Origin of the sequence: Hwanghaeella grinnelliae (assembly GCF_004005845.1) — a bacterium.
GTDB lineage: Bacteria > Pseudomonadota > Alphaproteobacteria > UBA8366 > Aestuariispiraceae > Hwanghaeella > Hwanghaeella grinnelliae.
The window spans coordinates 123,102-144,292 of sequence record NZ_SADE01000003.1; the positions used below are offsets into that span (position 1 = coordinate 123,102).

Below are 21,191 nucleotides of genomic sequence, written 5' to 3' on the forward strand. Positions count from 1 at the left end.
TCAGTTGCCGAACAAGCCTTTCAAGCCCTTCTGCAACGCGCCTTTCAGGGCATCTTCGGGCGATGCCGGCTTTTCTTCCACCGGCTGTACCGGCGCCGCGGACGGCGTGGCCGGCTGTGCGCCCGTGCTGCCGGACGCGCCACCCGTCTTGATGTTGGCGCAGGGATGGTCATCCGAGAACCCTTGGGCCAGCAAACCACCCACCGCCGGGGCGACACCACCGGTCAACAGGCCGAGCCCGACGCCGAGCGCTGCCTTACCCGCCTGCAAGCCAAAGGATGGAGACGCGAACGTACCGCCCACATGAACCGGAATCCCGATATTCACGGCACCCGCAATGCTTCCCTGTGGCGTGACGTCCAGATCCAAAGCTTCCTTACCCAGATTGATATCGCCATCAACCGTGACCGTGGAAATCTCGGTTTCCAGAATACCGGTCTTGGTATCCCCTATTCCGCCCTTGAAGGCATAGTCAGCGAATAGGCATTCGACCACGACGTTCTCTTTATTGGCGAAGAGTATCTCAGTCACCAAGGTCGCGCCCTTGCCGAATTCCCGGATCATCGCGCTTTTGTTCATCCTACCGTTGGCGACGACCAATTTCGCATTGCCGCCCAAGGTGCTGGCCAAGGTGCGCGGGGAATCGCCGAGTGCAGCCACGGAAACATCGATGGTCAGCGGGCCATTGATAACGCCGTTGATACCGGCCAATTGCATGATGCCGCCGATATCGAGGTTCGAGCCGTCTAATCGGAAGCCGAGTTCAGGAATCTCCTTGGAGGCATTGTACCGCACTTCGGCATCCACAGCCCCACCGGCGGCATTGGCTTTGAAGGGCGTTATCTGCAGATCCCCGTTCTTCAGGGAAATCGCGACATCCGCATTGGTCATTTCCGTAACCGCAAGGGTCAGTCTTGCGACTTTGACGGAGATATCCGCGTCCACCGACTTCATCGCTGCCAATGGGAACGGATCGTTCGGGATGACGCGACCGTCGCTGGGTTTAGCGGTTTGCGACGCGCCGCCGGACCCGCTTGCGCCGCCGGATGCACCGGTGCCGCCGCCCGAGCCGCCGCTCTTGCCTTGCTGCTGGAAAACCGACAGGTCCAGAAGGTTGGAGGTCAGCGCCACGTTCACATATGGCCGCTCACCTGCCGTCTTGGCTGTCAAACTGCCGGAAATGTCGCTCTTGCCCATCTGAATCGCCAAGCCATTCACGCGAACTTCGTCCGACATGCTGCCTTGGGCACGGCCGCGTACCGTCAGCGGCCCCACATCCGGCAAAGGATTCCCAGGTGTGGAAAGCTTGGCCAGGCTTGGACTATCAACTGAAACGGCGACATCCACGCCCGTCACCGCAACCGCATCGGCAATCGCGCCTTGGACGATCAGCAAAGCGGTTTCCTTGGTTCCGACAGAAACATTGAGATCGTTGACGGCAAATGTCTCGGAAAGACCACCTTTCACGGCGGCACCCAGTTTGAAGGGTCCAAGCGCAGGGACGGATTGACCGGCGAAATCCTGGGCGACTGGACTTAGATTACCCGTCTCAACGCCTTCCGCAGCGATTTTCAAGTCGATCCCAGCCTGATTCAACAAATCCGCTATCCCGCCCTGGACGGCAACCTTCACAACCTGCGGGTCGCCCAGATCGACGTTCACGCCCTGCAAGGCAAGCGTTCCGGATGGGTCGCCTGTTATTTTCGCTGTAACGGAGAGGGGGCCGAGAGCCGGCACTTTTTGACCGGCAAAATCCTGCGCGATCGGCGACAAGGCCCCGATCTGGCGGCTATCCGCATTGATGTCGAGCGTCAAACCCTTTTGCCCGATCACGTCTTCCATGCCACCAACAGCGGTGACGGAAATGAGGTCAGGCGTCCCAAGTGAGAAATCGATGTCATCGACGCGCACGACCTTGTCCAGATCTCCTGCGACCTTCGCCGTCAAGGCAAGCGGGCCGAGGGCCGGCACTTTTTGATCGGCGAATTGCTGCGCGATCGGCGTCAGGGCGCCGATCTGGTTGCTCCTCACGTCGATTGAAATTCCGATGCCCCGTTGTTTCAACAGGCTGGCAATACCGCCAGTCGCCTTGACCGCCAACAGCGATTCCTTGCCCAAGGTCATATCGAGGTCGGAAAGCTGAATATCGCTTTCCAACCCACCGGTGACCACACCCTGCACGATCAATTGCCCAAGCGCCGGCACCGGCTGCCCGGTAAAGGGTTCGACGATCGGGCTCAATTTTCCAACTTCAGGCGCCTGCACTGCGAAACCAAGGCTGATACCGTCAACGGTCATCGCATCGGCGATCGACCCCTGCGCATTGACGACCAACAGGTCGGCACGCCCTAGGGCGAAATTGATGTCGCGCACGCCAAGGCCGGCGGCCTGTCCGCCTTTCACAGCAGCGGTCAGCCGATAGGGTCCAAGGGCCGGCACGTCCTGACCGGCAAATTCGCGCGTAATCGGGGAGAGACTGGCCGTCTCACGGCCCTCAACCAATAACGAAAGATCCACACCCTCTACAGTCGTCAGCGACTGAACGGTGCCCGTCAGTTCGACCCGTACGAAATCGGGCTTGCCGATAAGAACCTTCAGCGCAGGGATGGAAAGGTCGGCATCCGCGTCGCCCTGGACGGTCACCTGTACGTCAAACGCGCCAATCGTGGGCACCGCTATACCAGCGACTTGCGCTGCCTGCGCCAATTCGTCCCCCGCCAGGGCGACGACGATATCGATGCCGCGCCCGGCCGTCGGGTCCTGAATTTGTCCGTCGACCTGCAAGCCGATGCCCGCGACCTCGCCGGCCAGTTGCACCGGCCAAGTTTGGGCCGCATCCAGCATGGCTTGCGGCGACCCCAATTGCCCTTCGATCGCAATAGGCAGAGAGGTGGCTTGCCCGTTGACGCCGACCGTCGCCTCACCAGCAACCTTCACATCCAATGGGCTGGCCTGATCGGAACCACGCACGGAGACTGTATCCAGACGAACCGTGTTCGTTTGCCCGGTGCCCTGATCAATCATCGTCACCAGGACATCGGAAATGTCGACCAGCCTCAAGATCGGCAGAATACCGCCACCTTCACCATCATCGCTGCTGGAGTCGGACGACGCGGAGACCGTCTCGGTTTCGCCTGCCTCACCTTGTGATTCACCGGGTTTCGAGAAATCGGCACTGCTGCGGCCCGACGCGTCGGTTTCCAAGGCGATCTGGGCATCGCTCAATTCAATCTTGGTTACATCCAGGATGCCGGATAGCAGCGGCATCAATTCTATCTGAGCGTCAAACCGGGCGATTTTCGCCAGTTCGGGCGTTTTCGCCCAATCGGCGTTCTGGAAAGTGAGATCGCGCACCGAAACCGATGGCGATGTTGTGATCAGATTCAGATCCAATGACCCGATGGTCAGTTTCCGGCCTGTCGCCTCGAAAGCCTGTTCTTCCACATAACTCTTGTCGATGGAGGAGACGAAGGCGAGGACCCCACCAACCGCCACGACCAGCAGAACGACCAAACCCAGAACGACACGCAGCACCCATTTCATGGCTTAGAGACTCCAAATCCGATGCAAATTACCCGGCAGATCGGCATAGCGGTCTATCACCGTCGCCGCCCCAGCCTTTTTCAACTCATCGACCGGGTGATATCCCCAGGAAACACCGATCGCGTGTGTGCGCGCAGCCCGCGCCATTGAAATATCGAATACCGTATCCCCAATCATAGCGGTCGTGTCGAATTCCGCACCTGCTTCTTTTACAGCATCGCATAATATTGTCGGGTCCGGTTTGCTCGGCCCGTCATCCGCGGTCTTCAGAATCGCAAAACGACCGGTAAGGCCGTGCCGATCAAGCGTGGCATTCAAGCCCCGTCGGCTTTTTCCCGTGGCGATGGCCAGCAAGATCCCGTCTGCCTCCAACCTGTCCAGCACCTCCAAGGTGCCGGGATAGAGCGGTTCCTCGTGCCCGGGCTGCTGCCGGATCTCAAAAAAAGCCTGCTTGTATCGCTCGATCAACCGGTCATGAACCTCACGCGGACTGTCTGGAACCAAGCGCGGAATGGCAAAATCAAGCCGCAAGCCGACTCCTGTCCGGATAAATTCGTCGCTCGGCGGCTCCAGGCCTTCGGCAAGCCAAGCATGCCGCACCGATTCAATGATCGAACGCTGACTATCGACAAGAGTGCCGTCGCAGTCGAAGACCGCCAATCTCACAATAGACATAAATTCCTCGCTACTGACGTCAACTCTAACGGCGCTTGGATCCGCCGTCCTTGCCGCGTGTCCCTTTGGGTTTTCCCCGGGAAGGTTTTGCTTGGGCGCTCTTACCCTTGGCTGCTTTGCCGAGGGAGGAACGGGTCGGGCGCGGCTTTGCAGGTCCCGATTTCCTCGGCCCTGACCTGTTTGAGCCAGCCGCCTCAGCCGGTGACTTCCGCGCACCGGATTTTTTGGCGCCTGAACGCTGGCCACCCGACCGCTGGGTGTTGGTGCCTTGGGAGGATGACTTGCGGGTTGGCGGTTTCGGTGCTGCCCATTCCTCAAACGGGTCTTCGATCAAATCTTCCGTATCCAGGCCGAGCATCTCAAGCGTCTGCAGCATGTGTTCCGGCAACGCCGCCGCAATCCGTGTTCCTGAACCCGGAATATCGATTTCGCGCGCATGCAGGTGTACTTGCGCCGGGAAGTCCCCGCCGGTCAGGAAGGCTTCTTTACCGCCGTACTTGCCGTCACCGACAATCGGGGCTTCCAAAGCCGCCATATGGGCGCGAAGCTGATGCGTACGCCCCGTACGTGGCCAAAGCGCGACAAGGGCGGCGCGGCTACCCGCGGTGTCGATAACCTTGTACCAGGTGATCGCGGATTTCCCTTCCTCGGGATCGGCGACCATCCGTTCCTGCCCGGGACCGCCGGCCTTGCCAAGCGGCATACTGATTTCCCCTTCCCGGGGATCGGGCACGCCGGCGGTGATCGCCCAATAGATTTTGCGGGTTTCCTTGTGCTTGAACGCATCGCCCAAACGGGTCGCGGCGGCCCGTGTCTTGGCCAGCATCATGACACCACTGGTATCGCGGTCCAGCCTGTGCACAAGACGGGGACGCTCCCCCCCTTTGTCAGCCAAGGCGGACAGCATGCCGTCCAGGTGCCGCTCGGTCTTCGTGCCCCCCTGCACAGCAAGACCGGCCGGTTTATTAATGACCAAAACGTCATCATCGCCATAGACGACCAAGGACTTCACGAATTTCGCGTCTTCCGCCGATAGGGAACCGCGCCAATCCTTGTCACCTTTTTCGGCGGGTTCCTGTGCCTCGCCAAGGGGCGGAATTCGAACGACCTGCCCCGCTTCCAGGCGCTGGCTGGTCTTGGCCCGACCACCATCGACCCGTATTTGACCCGTCCGCAACAGCTTTTGCAGCCGGGAGAAGGCCAGATCCGGGAAATGCGTCTTGAACCAGCGGTCCAGGCGCATATCCGCCTCCGCTCTGCCAACCGTCTGGTTTCTTACGTTACTCATGCCATCACCGCCCGGATCAGGTGCAACCCCGCGAACAACCCAATGACGCCGCAGAGCACCGATGCGGTCACATATAAGCCTGCCTTCACCATGTCGCCACGTTCCAATAACAGGACCACATCCAGGGAAAACGTGGAAAAAGTGGTAAATGCCCCCAATACCCCGACTGCGATAAAGGCACGCAACTCAGCGCTGGGCGACCAGAACATGGCGGACGCTTCCACCAACACACCCATCGCGAAGGAACCCAGAACGTTGCAGACGAATATGCCCCAAGGGAATCCGGGCCCGATCAAGGCGTTGACGTGATACGCCAGGAAATGCCGGCCCAGGGCACCCAAAGCCCCGCCGGCCGCGATGGCCAAGATTGTTTTCATGCGGCGCACGCTATGCTTTTGACCATTCCCGTGCAAGCAGGACGAGGGCTGTTTCCCCATCTACCCCTATGAAGAACTCGCCTACTGTTTTACCGTTCCCGATATGCCACTAATATGAGTGTCCATTCGGCACCGATGACAGCTGGGAGAGGAATATACCATGGCTATCCGAAATGCATTTCTGGCGGCAACCGCCGCATTGGCCCTGACGGCTTCCGCCGCGACCGCTCAAGACACGCCGATCGGCGCGAAATGGTGGCCGTCCGTCCATGGGGCCGACGATCAAGCGGGAAGCAGCAACTACGTTACTCCCGACAAGGTCATTGGCGCGGCGTCGCTGATCAAGGAAGGCAAGGCGATCAAGCTTGGCCGCGACTATGAGCCCGCCATGCCGCTTTTCGGCAACCGTGTGTTCGCTTTGCGCATTCCCGGATCACCGACCGGCGGAACGTTTGGCGAGAACAAGGTCGTCTGGAACGACGAGTTTCTGGCAACTGAAATCGGCCAGGTCGGGACGCAGTTCGATGGTCTGGGCCATATCGGCGTCCGCGTCAGCGGCGAGGCCGACGGATCCGGAATTCGCTACTACAATGGCGTGACCGGCGCGGAGATTGCCGGCAGCTATGGACTGAAGAAGCTGGGCGTGGAGCATGTGAAGCCGTTCTTCACCACCGCCCATCTGGTCAATGTGGCCGCGATCAAGGACGCACCGATGGAAGCCGGCCAGGAAATTACGATGGCCGATGTTGAAGCAGCCTTGGCTAAGGACGGCAAAAGCGGTGCGGATATCAAGCAAGGCGACGTCGTGCTGTTCCATACCGGTTGGGGCAGGCATTGGATCAAGGATAATGACACGTTCAACAGCGGCGAGCCGGGCATCGGAATCGAGGTTGCCGAATGGTTGGTTGAGAAGAAAATCGCGCTGGTCGGCGCCGACACTTGGGCGACGGAAGTCGTGCCGAACCCCGACTCGACCTTAGCCTTTCCGGTTCACCAGATTCTGCTGACGAAGAACGGCATCTACAATCATGAAAACCTGGCGACGGAGCGGCTGGTCGAGGCCGGCGTGAATACCTTCGCCTATATCTATGTGCCGATGCCGATCGTCGGTGCGACAGGTTCCGCCGGCTCGCCCATCGCAGCTTGGTAAGCGGCGATTGAATGTAGTGAAAAGCCGCGGCCCCGAAAGGACCGCGGCTTTTTCTTTCCCCGTCGGCCGAACGGCTAGGCCGGTGCCGTTCTAGCGCGTCCGCTGCGCAGCAGTATCAACACCATCACCAGAATATTGACCAGGTTCCAGCCGATGCCGTTTAGGAAGGCCGCGGTATAAGAGCCGGTAACCTCATAGACGGCGCCCGACAGCCAACCGCCCAGCGCCATGCCAAGAACGGTCGACATGATGATCACACCGATGGCGCGGCCGGCGTAGGAAACCGGCAGGTATTCGCGGACAATGACGGCATAGCAGGGCACGATCCCGCCCTGGGCCAAGCCGAACAACAGCGAGACGACATACAGCGACGCCAAGCCGTCGAACGGCAGATACAGGAAGAGCGCCACGCATTGCAGGACCGACCCCAACAGCAAGGTCCTCACACCGCCAATCTTGTCCGCGAGCCAACCGGAACTGAGCCGGCAGATCACACCGGCCGCGAGCATGAGGGAAAGCATCTCCGCGCCGCGGGCCGCTTCATAACCCAAATCGACACAATAGGCGACGATATGCACCTGCGGCATCGACATGGCGACGCAACAGCCCAGCCCGGCGATCACCAGTAGAATCTGCAGCGCGCGCGGGGACAGGCCGATGGCTTGAACGTGTTCCTCATGCGCGACACCGCCATTGGCCGCGCGTTGCTGGGCCTCGTTCGGCGGCGCGGACCGCAGCATCAATGCAAGCGGGGTCATCGCAACGAGGCAGAAAACGCCAATTCCGGCATAGGCAAAGCGCCACCCTTCCGCTTCCACGACATATTGGATAATGGGCGGCCAAATGGCGCCCGCCAGATAATTCCCGCTGGCGACCGCCGCCATGGCAAGGCCACGGCGCTTGCGAAACCATTTCGATATATCCGCGATCAGGGGCCCGAATCCAGCGGCTGTCGAAATTCCGATGAACAGACCTTGATACAGGTTCAGGACATAAAAATTGTCAGTCTGCGAAACCCCAAGATAACCCAGACATAGCCCCACAATGGCGACCAGGGCCGGACGGGACACGCCGTACCGGTCGACCATTCGGCCGACCGCCATATTTCCGAATGCGAAGCCCAGCATCGTCATCGTGTAGGGAAAGGATGCGTCTCCCCGACCGACGGAAAACTCTTCTTCGATCAGCGGAAGAATAACGACATAGGACCACAGCCCCACACTGCCGATTGCCGCCATGGTCAGCGAGACCCCGACGCGAAACCACGCATAGGCCCCATCTAGAGTGGGGTCGTACCGGCATGCCGACATAATCCTGGAGATCATGACTGGTCCTAGGAGATGCTTGTTAATAGACCCGGAAGGTCGGAAAAAGCCGTCAGCCGGCCTGGCGCAGGATCTTCCCGCCTTTCATCACCATTTTCAGGTAGCGGTCCGGCTGCGTCATGATGGAGATATCCTCAACCGGGTCGCCGTCGATCACAATCAGGTCGGCAAGAAAACCTTCTGAGACCTGACCGATCTGATCTTTCATACCGAAAAGGTCCGCGGCATAGATCGTCGCTTGCCGTATCACTTCGATGGGCGGGCAGACTTCGGAGCGTATATTGAACTCGTTGAGCTGATGGCGGTGCATGATCCCCAACAAGTCCGTGCCATAGGCGATCTTCACCCCGCCCCAATAAGCCATTTCCAGGGCTTTGATGCCGGCATCCAGAACCTCATAGGTCTTCTGAACCAGGTCGGCTGCCATACCTGCGGCCTCGCCTTCCTTTACAAGTGCCTGATAGGTGGAAAGCGTCGGCACCAGCCAGGCGTCGTATTCCTTGAAAATCCCGACGGACTCCTCGTCGATCAGGTTCCCATGCTCGATAGAGGTCACACCCAGCTTGATCGCGCGGTTTACGGCCCGCGCCGTATAGGCATGCGCAATGACAGGGATATTGGCTGCGTTGGCTTCTTCAACGATCGCCAGGATTTCCTCATCGGAAAACTGTGTGGAAGTGATCCGGTCGGTCGGTGAGGATACACCGCCCGATGCCATGATCTTAATATGGGTAGCGCCGCGACGGATTTCTTCGCGCGCGGCTTGCCGCACCGCGCTGACACCGTCGCAGACATGCCCCATGCCGGCGCAACAGAAACACTGCTCCAACCCGTTTTGCCCCGGTGAGCGCATGTCGCCATGCCCACCGGTCTGGCTCAAGGCATGGCCGCAATACAGCAAACGGGGGCCTTCGAGGAATTCCTCCTCGACCGCAGAGGCAAGGCCCCAATCCGCACCGCCGGCATCCCGCACGGTCGTGAAGCCCCGGTCCAGCATACCGGACATGACTTCTGAAGCCTGGGCCGTAACGTAAGACGGCGACATGGCCAACAAGGCGGGGAAATTCGCGGTAACGGCAATGACATGGACATGTGCGTCACACAGGCCGGGCATCACCGTCTTGCCGCCCAGATCTATTTCCGTGCATCCCTCGGGAGCCAGGGGCTCATCGGCGATTTCAACGATCTTCCCGTCACGGATGCGAAGATGGCGCCCTGCGTTGCGATCACCCGAAACCACGTCCAGGATCGTCGCATTCGACAGCACTATTCCATTTTCCGACGTCATCGCATCCTCCCATTAACTGAATTGGGGCCGAGATTACGCGCACCACAGGAAAAGGAAAAGCACGCCCGCAACGAGGATAGCAGCGCATATGCGGAGCCGGATACCGAAAGCTTTCCTAAAATCCCGTATAAAAAATTCACCAAAGCGTTGCAGGACTATTCAACCCGCCCCATTTTTCCGTGACTAGGACATGGCGAGGGGACCCACAATTGGGAGCGCCTTGGTCCGGCGGCAGACTGATGTCGAAACCTGTTTTCAGTGACCCATTCGTGTTTCGCGGCGTGCGCCGCAATCGTCAATCTTTCTTACAATCCCTTGCGTTCCAAGCCTTGTGTTGGATTTGCATGGCTATGACCGCATACAGGCTCGTCGACGGTGATTGGTCTTCGATTGGCACCGGCGGAATCGTTTTCGCGGAACTCACCGCAGCCGAGTTGATGCTGGTCGCCTTCATGGCATTCGCCACTGTTCCACTAGTATTGTCTTATCTGGCCGCCGGGACCCAAAGATGCCGGGATTGCGGCATATCGGGTTGGGCAGCGCTTGCCCTGCTCGTCCCGCCGTTGAATGTACCGATGCTCATCGCCCTGGCCCTTTGCAAAGGCCAGGAAGGCGCCAACAAGTATGGCGAAACCCCTCTCAAACGCGTTGAACTCTCCACGCGTTTCGATGCTTTGCTGGATGTGAAACCGATCGAAGAATAGTCGTCTCGAAAGCAGGAGCGGCAATGTTGTTGAGAACGAAAAAAGCCGACCCAAAGGGTCGGCTTTTCCGTGTCATGGTACGGAAGAAAGGAACTACGTTGTCACTTCTAGGCGAAGAAGGAGCCGATTGAGGCGATCGCGATCTCCGCCGTGTCCTTCAGGATCACGCCGGAAAGCGCAATCATCAGAGCGCCGATAACCAGATCCAGGACCCGCCATACCTTGTCGCTGGTCACATAGTACCCGACATAGAACGACAAGGCCGCGATAGCCGAGAACCACATCAGCGAGGCGGTCGCAGCCCCGGCGGAGAAAACCAACCGGTCCGCCAGCAGGTCGTATTGACCCGCGAGCCCGCCGACCAGAACCACCGTGTCGAACAAGACACCAGGATTGGCGATCGAAACCAGAATGGCTGTCGAATAACGGGACTTGCCTGTCTCCATATCGACCGCCGGCACGTGTTTCCGGAACGCTTTCCGAATGTTCATGATGCCGTAGACGAAGAAGAACATCGCGGCCAAAATCGAAAACACCAGACGCAGGTCCGGCGAGTCTCCGATCACGGCACCCACGCCGAGCGCACCGAGAGCAATGAGCGCGACATCGATCGCCACATAGATCGCGGCGATCCGAAGAACGACGCTTTGGCGCAGCAACCCATGCTTGATCAGATATGCATTCTGCGGCCCCAGGGCGACGATCATACTCGCGGTCATGCCTAAACCAGTGAAGAATGGCATGGCTTAACTCCAATCCTGCACGAGAATTCCGGAGGGACCGGCTTGAACAGTCGGCTCCTTGGAATTGACCCGACGATAGGCCGGTTCTTGCATCAGCACCGCATGGCAATCCTCGAAATGTTGTGATGGAACATTCGGGAACATGTGATGAATCAGGTGATAGCAGTCGTTCCGCGGGAAAAGCAGCCAGCGCGCCCAACCCGGCACGATCCAATTGCGTGAGCTTTCCAGCGGGTCTTCGCGGCCAAGGATGCCCGCATGATCGATGCAGTCGGCCCAGTAGTTGAGGCCCGGATAGACCCAAAGTACCGGGACAAGAACCACGACAATCGCCGTGACCGGATCGATGAACGCCAGGGCAAGGGTCGCCAGGATCATCGCTATCTTGAAAAAGGCGTATGCGAGACCGTCCCGGCGGGAAATATCGACACGGAAGTAGTTCGGCAGATGCATGCCCAGGATCGGCGTCAGCACATGGCGCGCGATCGTCCTCGCGGTGAGGTCGCTTTCCAGCTTGAAGGGTTTCAGGGACTTAATGTCCTGATCCTTTTCGTAATCGCCAAGGTAGGCATGATGCGTCATATGCTCCGTCCGATAAGCGGTAAAGGACGACAGTAGAACCGTGGCGGCGATCCGTCCGAACAGTATATTATCACCTTTGTTCTCCGTATAGGAGTAGTGACTACATTCGTGAACGATATTATTCAGGCCACGCATTCGTGTGCCGATGAATAACAGAGCGAACGCGACACCGGCATAGCCTGCTGCGCCACCGCGCTCCAACAAGGCCGCCGCAATCAACCCGGCCAAAACGATTTGCAGGATATAGGACGCTAAGGCCAGTCCGGCCGCGACCCTGCCGCTCCGCTCCAGTCCTTTGAACACTCTATTGTACTTTCGACGTAGCTCCGTACCAGACATTTCACTCACCCTTGGTTGAATAATGCTTCATTGTATCCAGAGATACCGCAGTGACCATAGCTCGCATAGGTATTTTGTTGAGGATTTTCGGTAGAATTAATGAGACTTTAATCATTCAAACACCGTGCCACGTTCATTTTACCCAACTATGCAGACGCCAGACGAAGGGTCTCGCTTGCAGGCAAACGGAGCTCGTGCGCGACGAAATTGGCCGAAAAATTAATTCTATTTGCCCATCTCAAACGAAAACGGCCGCCCCGAAGGGCGGCCGTTTCCAAAATCGCCGAAGCGAATTCCCTAGAACTGGCGCTGTATCATCAGCTTTTTGATTTCCGCGATCGCCCGGGCCGGATTTAGGCCTTTCGGGCAGGTCTTGGAGCAGTTCATGATCGTATGGCAGCGATACAGCCGGAAAGGATCTTCCAGAGCATCAAGCCGGTCGCCGGTATATTCATCACGGCTATCTACAATCCAGCGGTAGGCCTGCAGCAAGACCGCCGGACCAAGATACCGTTCGCCGTTCCACCAATAACTGGGACAGCTGGTGGAGCAGCAGAAGCACAGAATGCACTCATACAAACCGTCCAGCTTGCGTCGGTCTTCAGGCGACTGCAGACGTTCCTTGTCCGGCGGCGGCGGCGATTGCGTCTTCATCCACGGTTCAATCGCCGAAAGTTGCGCATAAACCGTGTTCACGTCCGGCACCAGGTCCTTCACCACGCTCATATGCGGCAGGGGATAGACGTTCACTTCCCCTTTCACTTCATCAATGAACTTGGTGCAAGCCAGTGTGTTGGTGCCATCGATATTCATCGCGCAGGAACCACAAATTCCTTCACGGCAGGATCGACGGAAAGTCAGCGTCTGATCGATCTCGTTCTTGATCTTGATCAGCGCGTCCAGAACCATCGGACCGCACTGGTCCATGTCGACCTCATAGGTATCGACCTGTGGGTTTTTTCCGTCGTCTCCGTTCCAACGATAGATGTTGAAACGTTTGACATTCGTCGCCCCGTCCGCCTTCGGCCAAGTCTTACCTTTGCCGATCTTGGAGTTCGCGGGAAGTGTAAATTCAACCATCGATTATCCCCTTAACCAGCCAATCAGTAGACCCGCGCCTTCGGCGGGAAACTTTGGACCTCGTTGCTCATCGGCTGCAGGTTAACCGGACGTTTGTCCAGTTTCACCGCCCCCGCCTCGTCGATCCAGGCCAGGGTGTGATGCATCCAATTGACGTCGTCCCGGTCCGGATAATCGTCGCGAGCCTGGGCGCCGCGGGATTCCTTCCGGTCCTCCGCACCGACGATGGTAAGCATCGCCTGTTCGACCAGGTTCTCGAATTCCAGTGTTTCCACCAGGTCCGAGTTCCAAACCAGGGTCCGGTCGCTGACGCGGATGTCGTCCTTGCCGGACCAAACATCCTTCATCTTCTTGATGCCTTCCTGCAGGCTGTCTTCCGTCCGGAAGACCGCGCAATGGTTCTGCATGGCGCGCTGCATGTCCGCGCGCAGTGCCGCCGTCGGCGTACCACCGCTGGCATTGCGGGCCTTGTCCAAGCGGGCCAAGGCATAGTCCCCGGCATCCTTCGGCCAGGCCCGGTGCGGTCCTTCGCGGTCGACAACCTCCGCACAACGGAGCGCGGTGGCACGCCCGAAGACAACCAGATCCAGCAGTGAGTTCGAACCCAGACGGTTCGCACCGTGGACCGAGACACAGGCTGCTTCGCCCGCGGCCATCAACCCCGGTACGATCACATTCGGGTCGCCATCCTTCTTGGTCAGCACCTCACCATGATAATTGGTCGGGATGCCGCCCATATTGTAGTGGCAGGTCGGCACCACCGGAATCGGATCCTTGGTCACGTCGACGCCGGCGAAAATCTTCGCGGATTCCGCGATACCGGGCAGGCGCTCGTTGATGATATTCGGATCCAGATGTTCGATATGCAGGAAGATGTGATCCTTCTCCGGACCGACACCTCGGCCTTCAAGGATTTCCATGGTCATCGACCGGCTGACGACATCGCGAGACGCCAGATCTTTCGCCGACGGGGCGTAGCGTTCCATGAACCGCTCGCCTTCGGAGTTCCTAAGGATGCCACCTTCCCCACGCACGCCTTCGGTGATCAAACAGCCTGCGCCATAAATCCCCGTCGGGTGGAACTGCACAAATTCCATGTCCTGAAGCGGCAAGCCCGCGCGCACCACCATACCACCGCCATCGCCGGTGCAGGTATGCGCTGAAGTCGCCGAGAAATAGACACGGCCATACCCACCGGTCGCCAGAATGACCATCTTCGCGCGGAAGCGATGAATGGTGCCGTCGTCCAGATTCCAAGCCATGACGCCGACGCATTCGCCTTCGTCATTCATGATCAGGTCTAGCGCGAAATACTCGATATAGAACTCGGCCTGATGTTTCAGGGATTGTTGATACAACGTGTGCAATATGGCGTGACCGGTGCGATCGGCCGCCGCGCAGGTGCGCTGCGCCGCCGGACCTTCGCCGAATTCCGTGGTCATCCCGCCGAAGGGGCGCTGATAAATCTTGCCCTCTTCCGTCCGGCTGAACGGCACACCGTAATGTTCAAGTTCAATAATCGCGGGAACCGCTTCGCGCACCATGTATTCGATGGCGTCCTGGTCGCCCAGCCAGTCCGACCCTTTTACAGTGTCGTACATGTGCCAGCGCCAATCGTCCGGCCCCATATTGCCCAGCGAGGCGGAAATACCGCCCTGGGCCGCCACGGTGTGACTGCGGGTCGGAAAGACCTTCGTGATGCAGGCCGTCTTCAAGCCCTGTTCGGCCAAACCGAAGGTCGCGCGCAGCCCGGCACCGCCGGCGCCGACCACGACAACATCATAAGTATGGTCGATGACTTCATATGCTTTGGTCATCCGTTTCTAGCCTCCAACAAATGCGACGCGCAGAACGGCGTAGCCTGAGGCCACGGCCAGGATCGCGCAGGCGAATTTCACGAACATCAAGGCGGCGATCTTCGCCCCTTCGCCATGAACGTAGTCTTCCAGCACGACTTGTATACCGAGCTGCACGTGATGAAATGTCGCGGCGATCAGCAACAGCAGCAGGACTGTATTGATCGGCGAACCGACCCAGGCCACGGCTTCGGCGTAATTGCCGCCGGTCATGCCGGCGACACTTACAGCGAACCATATCGTTAACGGGACGAGCGCCACGGCGGTAAGCCGCTGCGCCCACCAATGATGCGTGCCGTCCTTTGCGGAACCGAGGCCACGCACGCGGGCAAGTCTTGTTTCCAAGCTCATATTTCTCTCCCCCATCTACGCGGCCGCGTAGGCGATTGCCCACAAGGCCAGTGTGGCGACGACGGAAAAGGCGACGTTGATATGGCCGGACATGGCCGCCGTATCCAACTCAAAGCCCTTACCCGCATCCCAAAACAGGTGCCGGATGCCGTTCCCCAAGTGGTAGAACAAGGCCCAGGTCCAACCGAACAGCAGTAGCCGTCCGATAATACCGCCCGAAAATTCCGATACCGTGGCAAAGGATTCCGCGCCTCCGGCGAGGGCCAAGAGCCACCAAGCCAGATACAAGGTTCCTACGGCCAGTCCAACGCCGGTCGCCCGGTGCAGGATCGAGTAGGCCATTGTCCATTGCCACCGATAGACCTGGAGATGCGGCGATAGTGGTCGATCTTGCGTGCTCATGATCCCCCTCGCTGTGAGTTATGGTTATCCGCCTTGTGCGAACCCATCGTAATTCCTTTACGTCTGTCCCCGACCGGCCGGACCATTCTGAAGAGATGGCCGGTCCTGCCTTTTCCCGGTTCACCAACAAGCGGCCCGGTACGCCCACATGCCGAAACGGCGCGACGATCGCGCGGCCAAGCATTTGAGTTTCCTAAAGAAGGTCATTGCTTGCAGGCACGCACTGTATTCCGTGCGCCGCCCAATCTAGCAACTCCTAAGCCGGTAAAAAGCCGAAATCGAAACGACACCGTGCGGACGCCGCCGTACGGATCATTCCTTAAATCCGGTGAATCGCAAAACCGTGAAACGCAACACACCGTTCCGCCGGAACGATGTCTGCCGGTAGCTTATGCCGTTTACCGGACGTCTTCGAGCTAAGCCGGCTAAGGCTCCTTCCCTATGTAAATACCCTATCGCGTCACTGGCCGGTGTCAAAACGGTTTTTGCCGCTTTCGCGCAAAACAGTCGCAATTCTGCTAATATTGGTGCCACGCCGTGCCGTCACATCATCTTGTGGGTGCAGCACCACGCCAAACACCGAATCTGGCGGATGTGCGTAACTCTGGGGATAAGATGTGGATGAAATGTGCCTTAAACTGTTGTTAATACACAACAAATTTTGCAACGCCATCACTTTTCAATAGACAGCGGATCGGGATGAGCGGACACTGATTATGCGCGATACATCGTTCTGTCCGATCACGCGATGTTGGTGCCGGCTTGCCGGTGACCGGGTCGAGATGGAGGCGGAGCGGACGCGGCGGACAAAGTGCCAATCGGGGCGACTCGGCTGGTGTTTCGGTCCGGCGCGGGGCGCGGAGCCGGTCCTGCGGCTGACGGCGCAAGCTGTTCATTCCAATAGGCCGGTTTCGTGGGAGTAATGTGTTGAAGCGCAAGCGGTTGGGGGCTTCCCCTTCCGCAGGTGGTTCGCCCGAGGACGGTTATGCGGAAACTCCGCTGATCGGGCCGAGGGGCCGGGCCGGACGGCGGAACGCCGACGGGACTCGTCCCGTGTTGCGTTTCGGACGGCGGTTGCACAGCGGCGGGCTAACACCTGTCACTGTACAGCAGTTGTCCCAGGGTGATGTCTTCGGGCATCGATCCGAACCGGACGGTCGGCATTTGCGAAGCCGTGTCGGCTTATTCGCGGTTCCATGGCTCAAAGGCGCCTGCGTCTGAAAGCTTTGGATTGCGGGGCGCGCGGGCAGCGATTGAGAACCGGCGGTTCAGCCAAAGGCCTTTCTCCGGCGACGTCTTGCGGGGCGTCTTCGGGCGGAAAGTCGGGAACGCATTGGTCCTCGCAGCGTGCGGCCTTTGGCCGGCCTCGGGTTCGCCCGTCGGTTCGGTCTTACGGGCGGCATGTGGGCAAGTTTCGGCATCAAGGTGCTTTGCCAGGGTGACCGAGACACCGGACTTGCCGGATTGCGATCTGTTTCGTGCGGGAGGCCGCGAGGCCTCGGCGGCGTTCCGCGCCGATGCGTTGGTCGGGGAAACCTGGCTTGCCGTTGATGCGGGTTCGCGACCGCCGGGTCGACAGGTCTTTTGAGGCGCCGGGCGCGCCGCCACCGTCTAGCGAACTCCCGCGGACGGATGCGGCCGAGGCTGCGGGCCGGGGATTTTCCCACGGGCTGACCGGGCAACCGGACGGAACGTGTGGAAGGTCAAACCGGATAACCGCGCCGCCCGACGCCTCTTTCCTTTTTCGCCCATTCCTTTCCCGCCCAAATGCCGCGTATTCCCCAAACGGCAGCATTCCGGGCCTAAATCAGTACAAAACATGACAACGCAAAGAAACGAACAGACCGACAGCGCGGATGCAATCTATGACGACCCGGCCCTGATCCCGCTTTATGACATTCTGAACAGTGCAGACCACGACCACGTCTTCTACCGACAGGAAATCCCGGCGGATGCGCGAAAAGTCATCGACCTGGGATGCGGCACCGGCCGGTTTGCGATCGACCTGGCACGCCGCGGCTATGAGGTGACTGCGTTGGACCCAGCCCCGGCGATGATCGACTTCGCCCGCCGGCAGGACGGAGCCGACGCGGTCAACTGGTTCGTCGGCACGGCATCGGATATCCCTGCAGGACTGGCCGCCGACGCCGCGGTGATGATGGGACATGCATTCCAATGCCTGACGACCGATCAGGCCATCGACAGTACACTGCTCGCTATTCGGAATACATTGCGCCCCGGCGGGCGTTTTCTGTTCGAAAGCCGCAATCCCCAGACGGGGCCTTGGCGGCATTGGAACAAGCGGCAAGAGATCTCATCCGACAGCGTTGGTTTTCCGGTAGCGATCGATCGGCAGGTTGTGGAGGTCAACGGGGATCTCGTTTCCTTCGAGGAACATTTTTCCTTCTCTGAAAAGGTCGTCACAAGCCGCAGCACCCTGCGTTTCCTGGGGGAAGCGGAAATCGTGGCGCACCTTCAAAAGACCGGGTTCAAAGACATTACTGTGTTTGGCTTCTGGGATCGCCGCCCCTTCTCGGACGACAGCCCCGAAATGATCTTCGCCGCCGCCTGAGCCCGGACGCGGCAGATACCGCTTACATCAGGCAGCAGGACAAAGTCTGCGCTTTGGTCAGGCGCGCCCGGTCGGCTGGCCGTCCGCAAACAAGCGGTCGCCCTGTTCATCAATGATCTGCTGTCCCTTGCGGATAGCGAAAGTCTCCGCCTCCTCGCGCGACGTGTAGAGGTCCGCGCGAATAAAAGTCCGTTCAAGCGGCGCTTGTCCTTCTTCGCCACTCTCGCCGGCGGACTTTAGAATGACACCGCAAAGCCGCCACTGCTCGCCATCCCGTATCGGGCTCGCGGTAATGGAAAACGCTTTATACGTCACGGCCTCTCCGCGTGCCGGAGCCTTATCGTCGTTCGCCTCGGGCTTTCCGCCGCCGAAGAGTTTGGAAAGAAATGACGCCATGCCGGTGCCCCCATCTGCCATAAGGTGTGCGTTTCTGATTACCTTTATGCCATTCCGGCCACGACACCCCAACCCCCGGATGCCGAATGGGATACCGGCGACAGGAGAGGACCAACATGCCTTAGGACGGCGTAGCATTTCCGCGCCGATAACCATAGGATTTCTATATTACAAAGAAGAAAGTCCCCAAAAAACCGGGGCATACCAGGGGGAACATGATGAGCACGACAACGCCAGATGCAGCGAACCACAAGGGCTTGGCTGAACTTGCGTCCAGATATGTCGACGTGGAAAGCCTGCCTTGGAAGAAGACCCGTTTCGACGGCGTCGAGACGAAGATCTTGATGGAAGACAAGGAGTCCGGTCTGCTGACGGCCTTGTTCAAATGGGCGCCCGGCGCGGAACTGCCCTTTCACGAACATGTGGATATCGAACAGACCTATGTCCTGGAAGGGCGCGTGGTCGACGAAGAGGGGGAAGTGACGGCGGGCAATTTCGTCTGGCGACCCGCAGGCAGCCGGCATGTTGCCCGCGCACCCGAAGGTGCTCTGCTGATCGGGTTTTTCCTGCAACCGAACCTATTTCTGGACCGGCCAAAATAATCACCTGCTATTCGCCGCGTCCGGCGCGGTCCATCGCCAAATAGAATTCGTCCAATTGCGGCGGCGCCACCGGTGTGGCGGAAAGCATGTCGTGGACCTGCCCCCTGTGATGGATTTGATGCTGGAACAGATGAAGCAACAGATCACCGATCGACTCCCGCCAAATCACACCGCCTTCCCGTAGGGTATCGACCTGGCGGGAAAGATCCGTTTCCGAAAGTTCTTCGCAAAACGCAATCAAGTCCGCGTCGGACTGGGCCTGAGCCACGATCAACGCAGCCATATCGGCGAAGGGGTCGGGCGCGCCATCACGGAATTTATCCCGGATTTCAGCGGCTTTCCCAGCCTCCCGCATCGCATCGATATAGTACCAGTCCACAACCAGAATATGGTTCAACGCAGCCAGAATGGTTCCGAAGAAACTCAGCCTTTGTTTGGTCAACTCGCTTTCGGGCAGTTCTCCACAAGATGAGAGGAGCCGATTGTTGGCCCAGCGGTTGTTGCGCGCCTGAAGCACCATTTGGCGAACGGCTATACTCATGAGATCGTCCTTATTGTCCTAAGACCGATACCGCGTTGACGACCACCATCGCCGCACTCGATGCCGCCCCCACGGCCGGAACCCATATCGGAACATGCCAAAGGCCGACAGTGTCGCCGCGGAAACGGATCCAAAGCAAGGCCGTGTTCACCAAGGTGAAAACGGTAAGCGTGATATAGGACGTCGCCGCCGCCAAACCGACCAAAGGAAACAACAACGCCAGCGCCAACACGGCAACCGCTATCACGATGGTTGCGATCACCGGAGTCTGCCGCCCGGGATGCACCAAGCCCAGGAACTTCGGCATCCATCCCTGCCGTGCCAAGCCGAACAGAATGCGTGATCCCATGATCATCTGGATAAGGGCGCCGTTTAGGACCGCAAAGACGGCAACACCGCTCAGGATTTTTCCATCCATCCCGGAAGTCCGTTCGAAAACAAGCGCCAGCGGCGCATCGCTTGCAATCAATTCCGCCTGGGGTATGGCCGTAACGGATATAGCGGATACCAGAAGATAGAGCGTCGTCGTGATGACCAGGGTCGCAACGATTGCTCGAGGAATCGTACGAACGGGGTCGCGAACCTCCTCGGCGACGTTCACCATATCCTCGAAGCCGATGAATGCGAAAAAGGCCAATAGGGCACCGGACATCACACCGGACCAGATCCCGATTTCCAAGGGTGGCAACAGCATTCGACCCGAATCGGGCGACGCCACCATTTCATCCACCCCGAATAGGATCACCAGCAGAAGCCCACCAATTTCCACCAGGGTGATGATGCCAGACAAAAAGACCGACTCGGTAATGCCCCAGATTGCCAATCCGGCAAGCAGGGCAACGATGAAGCAGAGCGTCAGGACCTCTGGCGTCTCGACAAACGCGCTCAGATATCCAACGAAACCCAGGGTAATGACCGCCGCACTGACCAGCCCCGTCAAAGCGACCATAAGGCCGATGATGGTTCCCAGCACCCGGCTGTGGAAGGCTTCGTTCAGGTAAACCGCTTCCCCGGCGCTGACGGGGTACCGGCCGGAAAGCTCGCCATAGGAAAGCGCGGTCAACCCCGCGACGAAGGCGGCGATCAGAAAGGCCACTGGGCCATAGATACCGGCCTCCGCCGAAACCTTTCCTACCAACACATAGATGCCCGCGCCAACCGTCACGCCGACCCCGTACAAGGTCAACAAGACGAAGCCGAGCCCGCGCTTCAGGGCCGGTTCCCCGGCACGTTTCAGCATCAATTCCTCCCAACCGCCTGCGGGCCGGTCTGCGGCCTGCTGGTTTTTAAATATTGATCTCTATTGCATAACTCTATGCCTCAAAGGCGGCATCGCGAATGCGCCAGATCAACACACCGATTGAAAGGAGCATTCGA

19 protein-coding genes are annotated in these 21,191 nt (G+C 58.9%); 4 read left to right on the plus strand and 15 right to left on the minus strand.

Features of this window, described 5'->3' with window-relative positions:
• The 4 genes from EOI86_RS17625 to crcB are packed head-to-tail and all read right to left on the minus strand — an operon-like array spanning position 1 to position 5,883.
• Positions 1 to 3,543 (minus strand): AsmA family protein, encoded by a 3,543-nt coding sequence (locus EOI86_RS17625; protein WP_127766727.1) that lies wholly within the window; start codon positions 3,541 to 3,543, stop codon positions 1 to 3.
• A 3-nt stretch (positions 3,544 to 3,546) separates the two neighbouring features.
• A complete protein-coding gene (locus tag EOI86_RS17630) occupies positions 3,547 to 4,218 on the minus strand; it encodes an HAD-IA family hydrolase (RefSeq protein WP_193555797.1) in 672 nt (223 codons plus the stop codon).
• Positions 4,219 to 4,243: 25 nt separating this feature from the next.
• Positions 4,244 to 5,506 (minus strand): RluA family pseudouridine synthase, encoded by a 1,263-nt coding sequence (locus EOI86_RS17635; protein ID WP_127766728.1) that lies wholly within the window; start codon positions 5,504 to 5,506, stop codon positions 4,244 to 4,246.
• Positions 5,503 to 5,883 (minus strand): fluoride efflux transporter CrcB, encoded by a 381-nt coding sequence (gene crcB / locus EOI86_RS17640; RefSeq protein ID WP_127766730.1) that lies wholly within the window; start codon positions 5,881 to 5,883, stop codon positions 5,503 to 5,505. Before crcB ends, EOI86_RS17635 begins: the two co-directional genes overlap by 4 nt.
• 160 nt (positions 5,884 to 6,043) lie before the next feature.
• Between crcB and EOI86_RS17645 the strand changes: the two genes are divergently transcribed.
• Positions 6,044 to 7,033, plus strand: coding sequence for a cyclase family protein (locus EOI86_RS17645; protein WP_127766732.1), 990 nt, complete (start codon positions 6,044 to 6,046; stop codon positions 7,031 to 7,033).
• A gap of 74 nt (positions 7,034 to 7,107) precedes the next feature.
• Here EOI86_RS17645 and EOI86_RS17650 read toward each other — a convergent pair whose 3' ends face one another.
• Positions 7,108 to 8,358 (minus strand): MFS transporter, encoded by a 1,251-nt coding sequence (locus tag EOI86_RS17650; protein WP_240035720.1) that lies wholly within the window; start codon positions 8,356 to 8,358, stop codon positions 7,108 to 7,110.
• Between the two features lie 52 nt (positions 8,359 to 8,410).
• Positions 8,411 to 9,646, minus strand: a complete 1,236-nt coding sequence (locus tag EOI86_RS17655; protein WP_127766734.1) for a metal-dependent hydrolase family protein — start codon at positions 9,644 to 9,646, stop codon at positions 8,411 to 8,413.
• A 239-nt stretch (positions 9,647 to 9,885) separates the two neighbouring features.
• Here EOI86_RS17655 and EOI86_RS17660 point away from each other — a divergent pair, with 239 nt between their 5' ends.
• Positions 9,886 to 10,350 (plus strand): DUF805 domain-containing protein, encoded by a 465-nt coding sequence (locus EOI86_RS17660; RefSeq protein WP_127766736.1) that lies wholly within the window; start codon positions 9,886 to 9,888, stop codon positions 10,348 to 10,350.
• A gap of 107 nt (positions 10,351 to 10,457) precedes the next feature.
• On the opposite strand, the gene EOI86_RS17665 is transcribed toward EOI86_RS17660, so the two are convergent.
• The 6 genes from EOI86_RS17665 to sdhC all read right to left on the minus strand — a co-directional run bounded on the left by EOI86_RS17665 (position 10,458) and on the right by sdhC (position 15,703).
• Positions 10,458 to 11,093, minus strand: coding sequence for a LysE/ArgO family amino acid transporter (locus EOI86_RS17665; protein WP_127766738.1), 636 nt, complete (start codon positions 11,091 to 11,093; stop codon positions 10,458 to 10,460).
• Positions 11,094 to 11,096: 3 nt separating this feature from the next.
• A complete protein-coding gene (locus EOI86_RS17670) occupies positions 11,097 to 12,014 on the minus strand; it encodes a fatty acid desaturase family protein (RefSeq protein ID WP_127766740.1) in 918 nt (305 codons plus the stop codon).
• A 297-nt stretch (positions 12,015 to 12,311) separates the two neighbouring features.
• On the minus strand, positions 12,312 to 13,094 hold the full coding sequence (locus EOI86_RS17675) for a succinate dehydrogenase iron-sulfur subunit (protein WP_127766742.1): 783 nt from the start codon (positions 13,092 to 13,094) through the stop codon (positions 12,312 to 12,314).
• Positions 13,095 to 13,117: 23 nt separating this feature from the next.
• Positions 13,118 to 14,911 carry a succinate dehydrogenase flavoprotein subunit gene (gene sdhA, locus EOI86_RS17680; protein ID WP_127766744.1) on the minus strand — a complete coding sequence of 598 codons (1,794 nt, stop codon included), beginning with the start codon at positions 14,909 to 14,911 and terminating at the stop codon, positions 13,118 to 13,120.
• 6 nt (positions 14,912 to 14,917) lie between these two features.
• Positions 14,918 to 15,301, minus strand: coding sequence for a succinate dehydrogenase, hydrophobic membrane anchor protein (gene sdhD / locus EOI86_RS17685; protein WP_127766746.1), 384 nt, complete (start codon positions 15,299 to 15,301; stop codon positions 14,918 to 14,920).
• A 15-nt stretch (positions 15,302 to 15,316) separates the two neighbouring features.
• Positions 15,317 to 15,703 carry a succinate dehydrogenase, cytochrome b556 subunit gene (gene sdhC, locus EOI86_RS17690; RefSeq protein WP_127766748.1) on the minus strand — a complete coding sequence of 129 codons (387 nt, stop codon included), beginning with the start codon at positions 15,701 to 15,703 and terminating at the stop codon, positions 15,317 to 15,319.
• Between the two features lie 1,819 nt (positions 15,704 to 17,522).
• Between sdhC and EOI86_RS17695 the strand changes: the two genes are divergently transcribed.
• The gene (locus EOI86_RS17695) at positions 17,523 to 18,275 is read left to right on the plus strand and encodes a class I SAM-dependent methyltransferase (RefSeq protein ID WP_127766750.1); all 753 of its coding nucleotides are present in this window, start codon (positions 17,523 to 17,525) and stop codon (positions 18,273 to 18,275) included.
• Between the two features lie 57 nt (positions 18,276 to 18,332).
• Here the strand turns inward: EOI86_RS17695 and EOI86_RS17700 are convergent, their stop codons facing one another.
• Positions 18,333 to 18,671, minus strand: a complete 339-nt coding sequence (locus tag EOI86_RS17700; protein WP_127766752.1) for an HlyU family transcriptional regulator — start codon at positions 18,669 to 18,671, stop codon at positions 18,333 to 18,335.
• A gap of 215 nt (positions 18,672 to 18,886) precedes the next feature.
• Here EOI86_RS17700 and EOI86_RS17705 point away from each other — a divergent pair, with 215 nt between their 5' ends.
• The gene (locus tag EOI86_RS17705; RefSeq protein WP_205032250.1) at positions 18,887 to 19,273 is read left to right on the plus strand and encodes a cupin domain-containing protein; all 387 of its coding nucleotides are present in this window, start codon (positions 18,887 to 18,889) and stop codon (positions 19,271 to 19,273) included.
• A gap of 7 nt (positions 19,274 to 19,280) precedes the next feature.
• On the opposite strand, the gene EOI86_RS17710 is transcribed toward EOI86_RS17705, so the two are convergent.
• Both EOI86_RS17710 and EOI86_RS17715 read right to left on the minus strand, forming a co-directional pair.
• Entirely contained in the window at positions 19,281 to 19,814 is a 534-nt protein-coding gene (locus EOI86_RS17710; RefSeq protein WP_127766754.1) for a DinB family protein, read from the minus strand.
• Between the two features lie 10 nt (positions 19,815 to 19,824).
• On the minus strand, positions 19,825 to 21,054 hold the full coding sequence (locus tag EOI86_RS17715; protein WP_127766756.1) for an APC family permease: 1,230 nt from the start codon (positions 21,052 to 21,054) through the stop codon (positions 19,825 to 19,827).
• Positions 21,055 to 21,191: the final 137 nt, after the last annotated feature.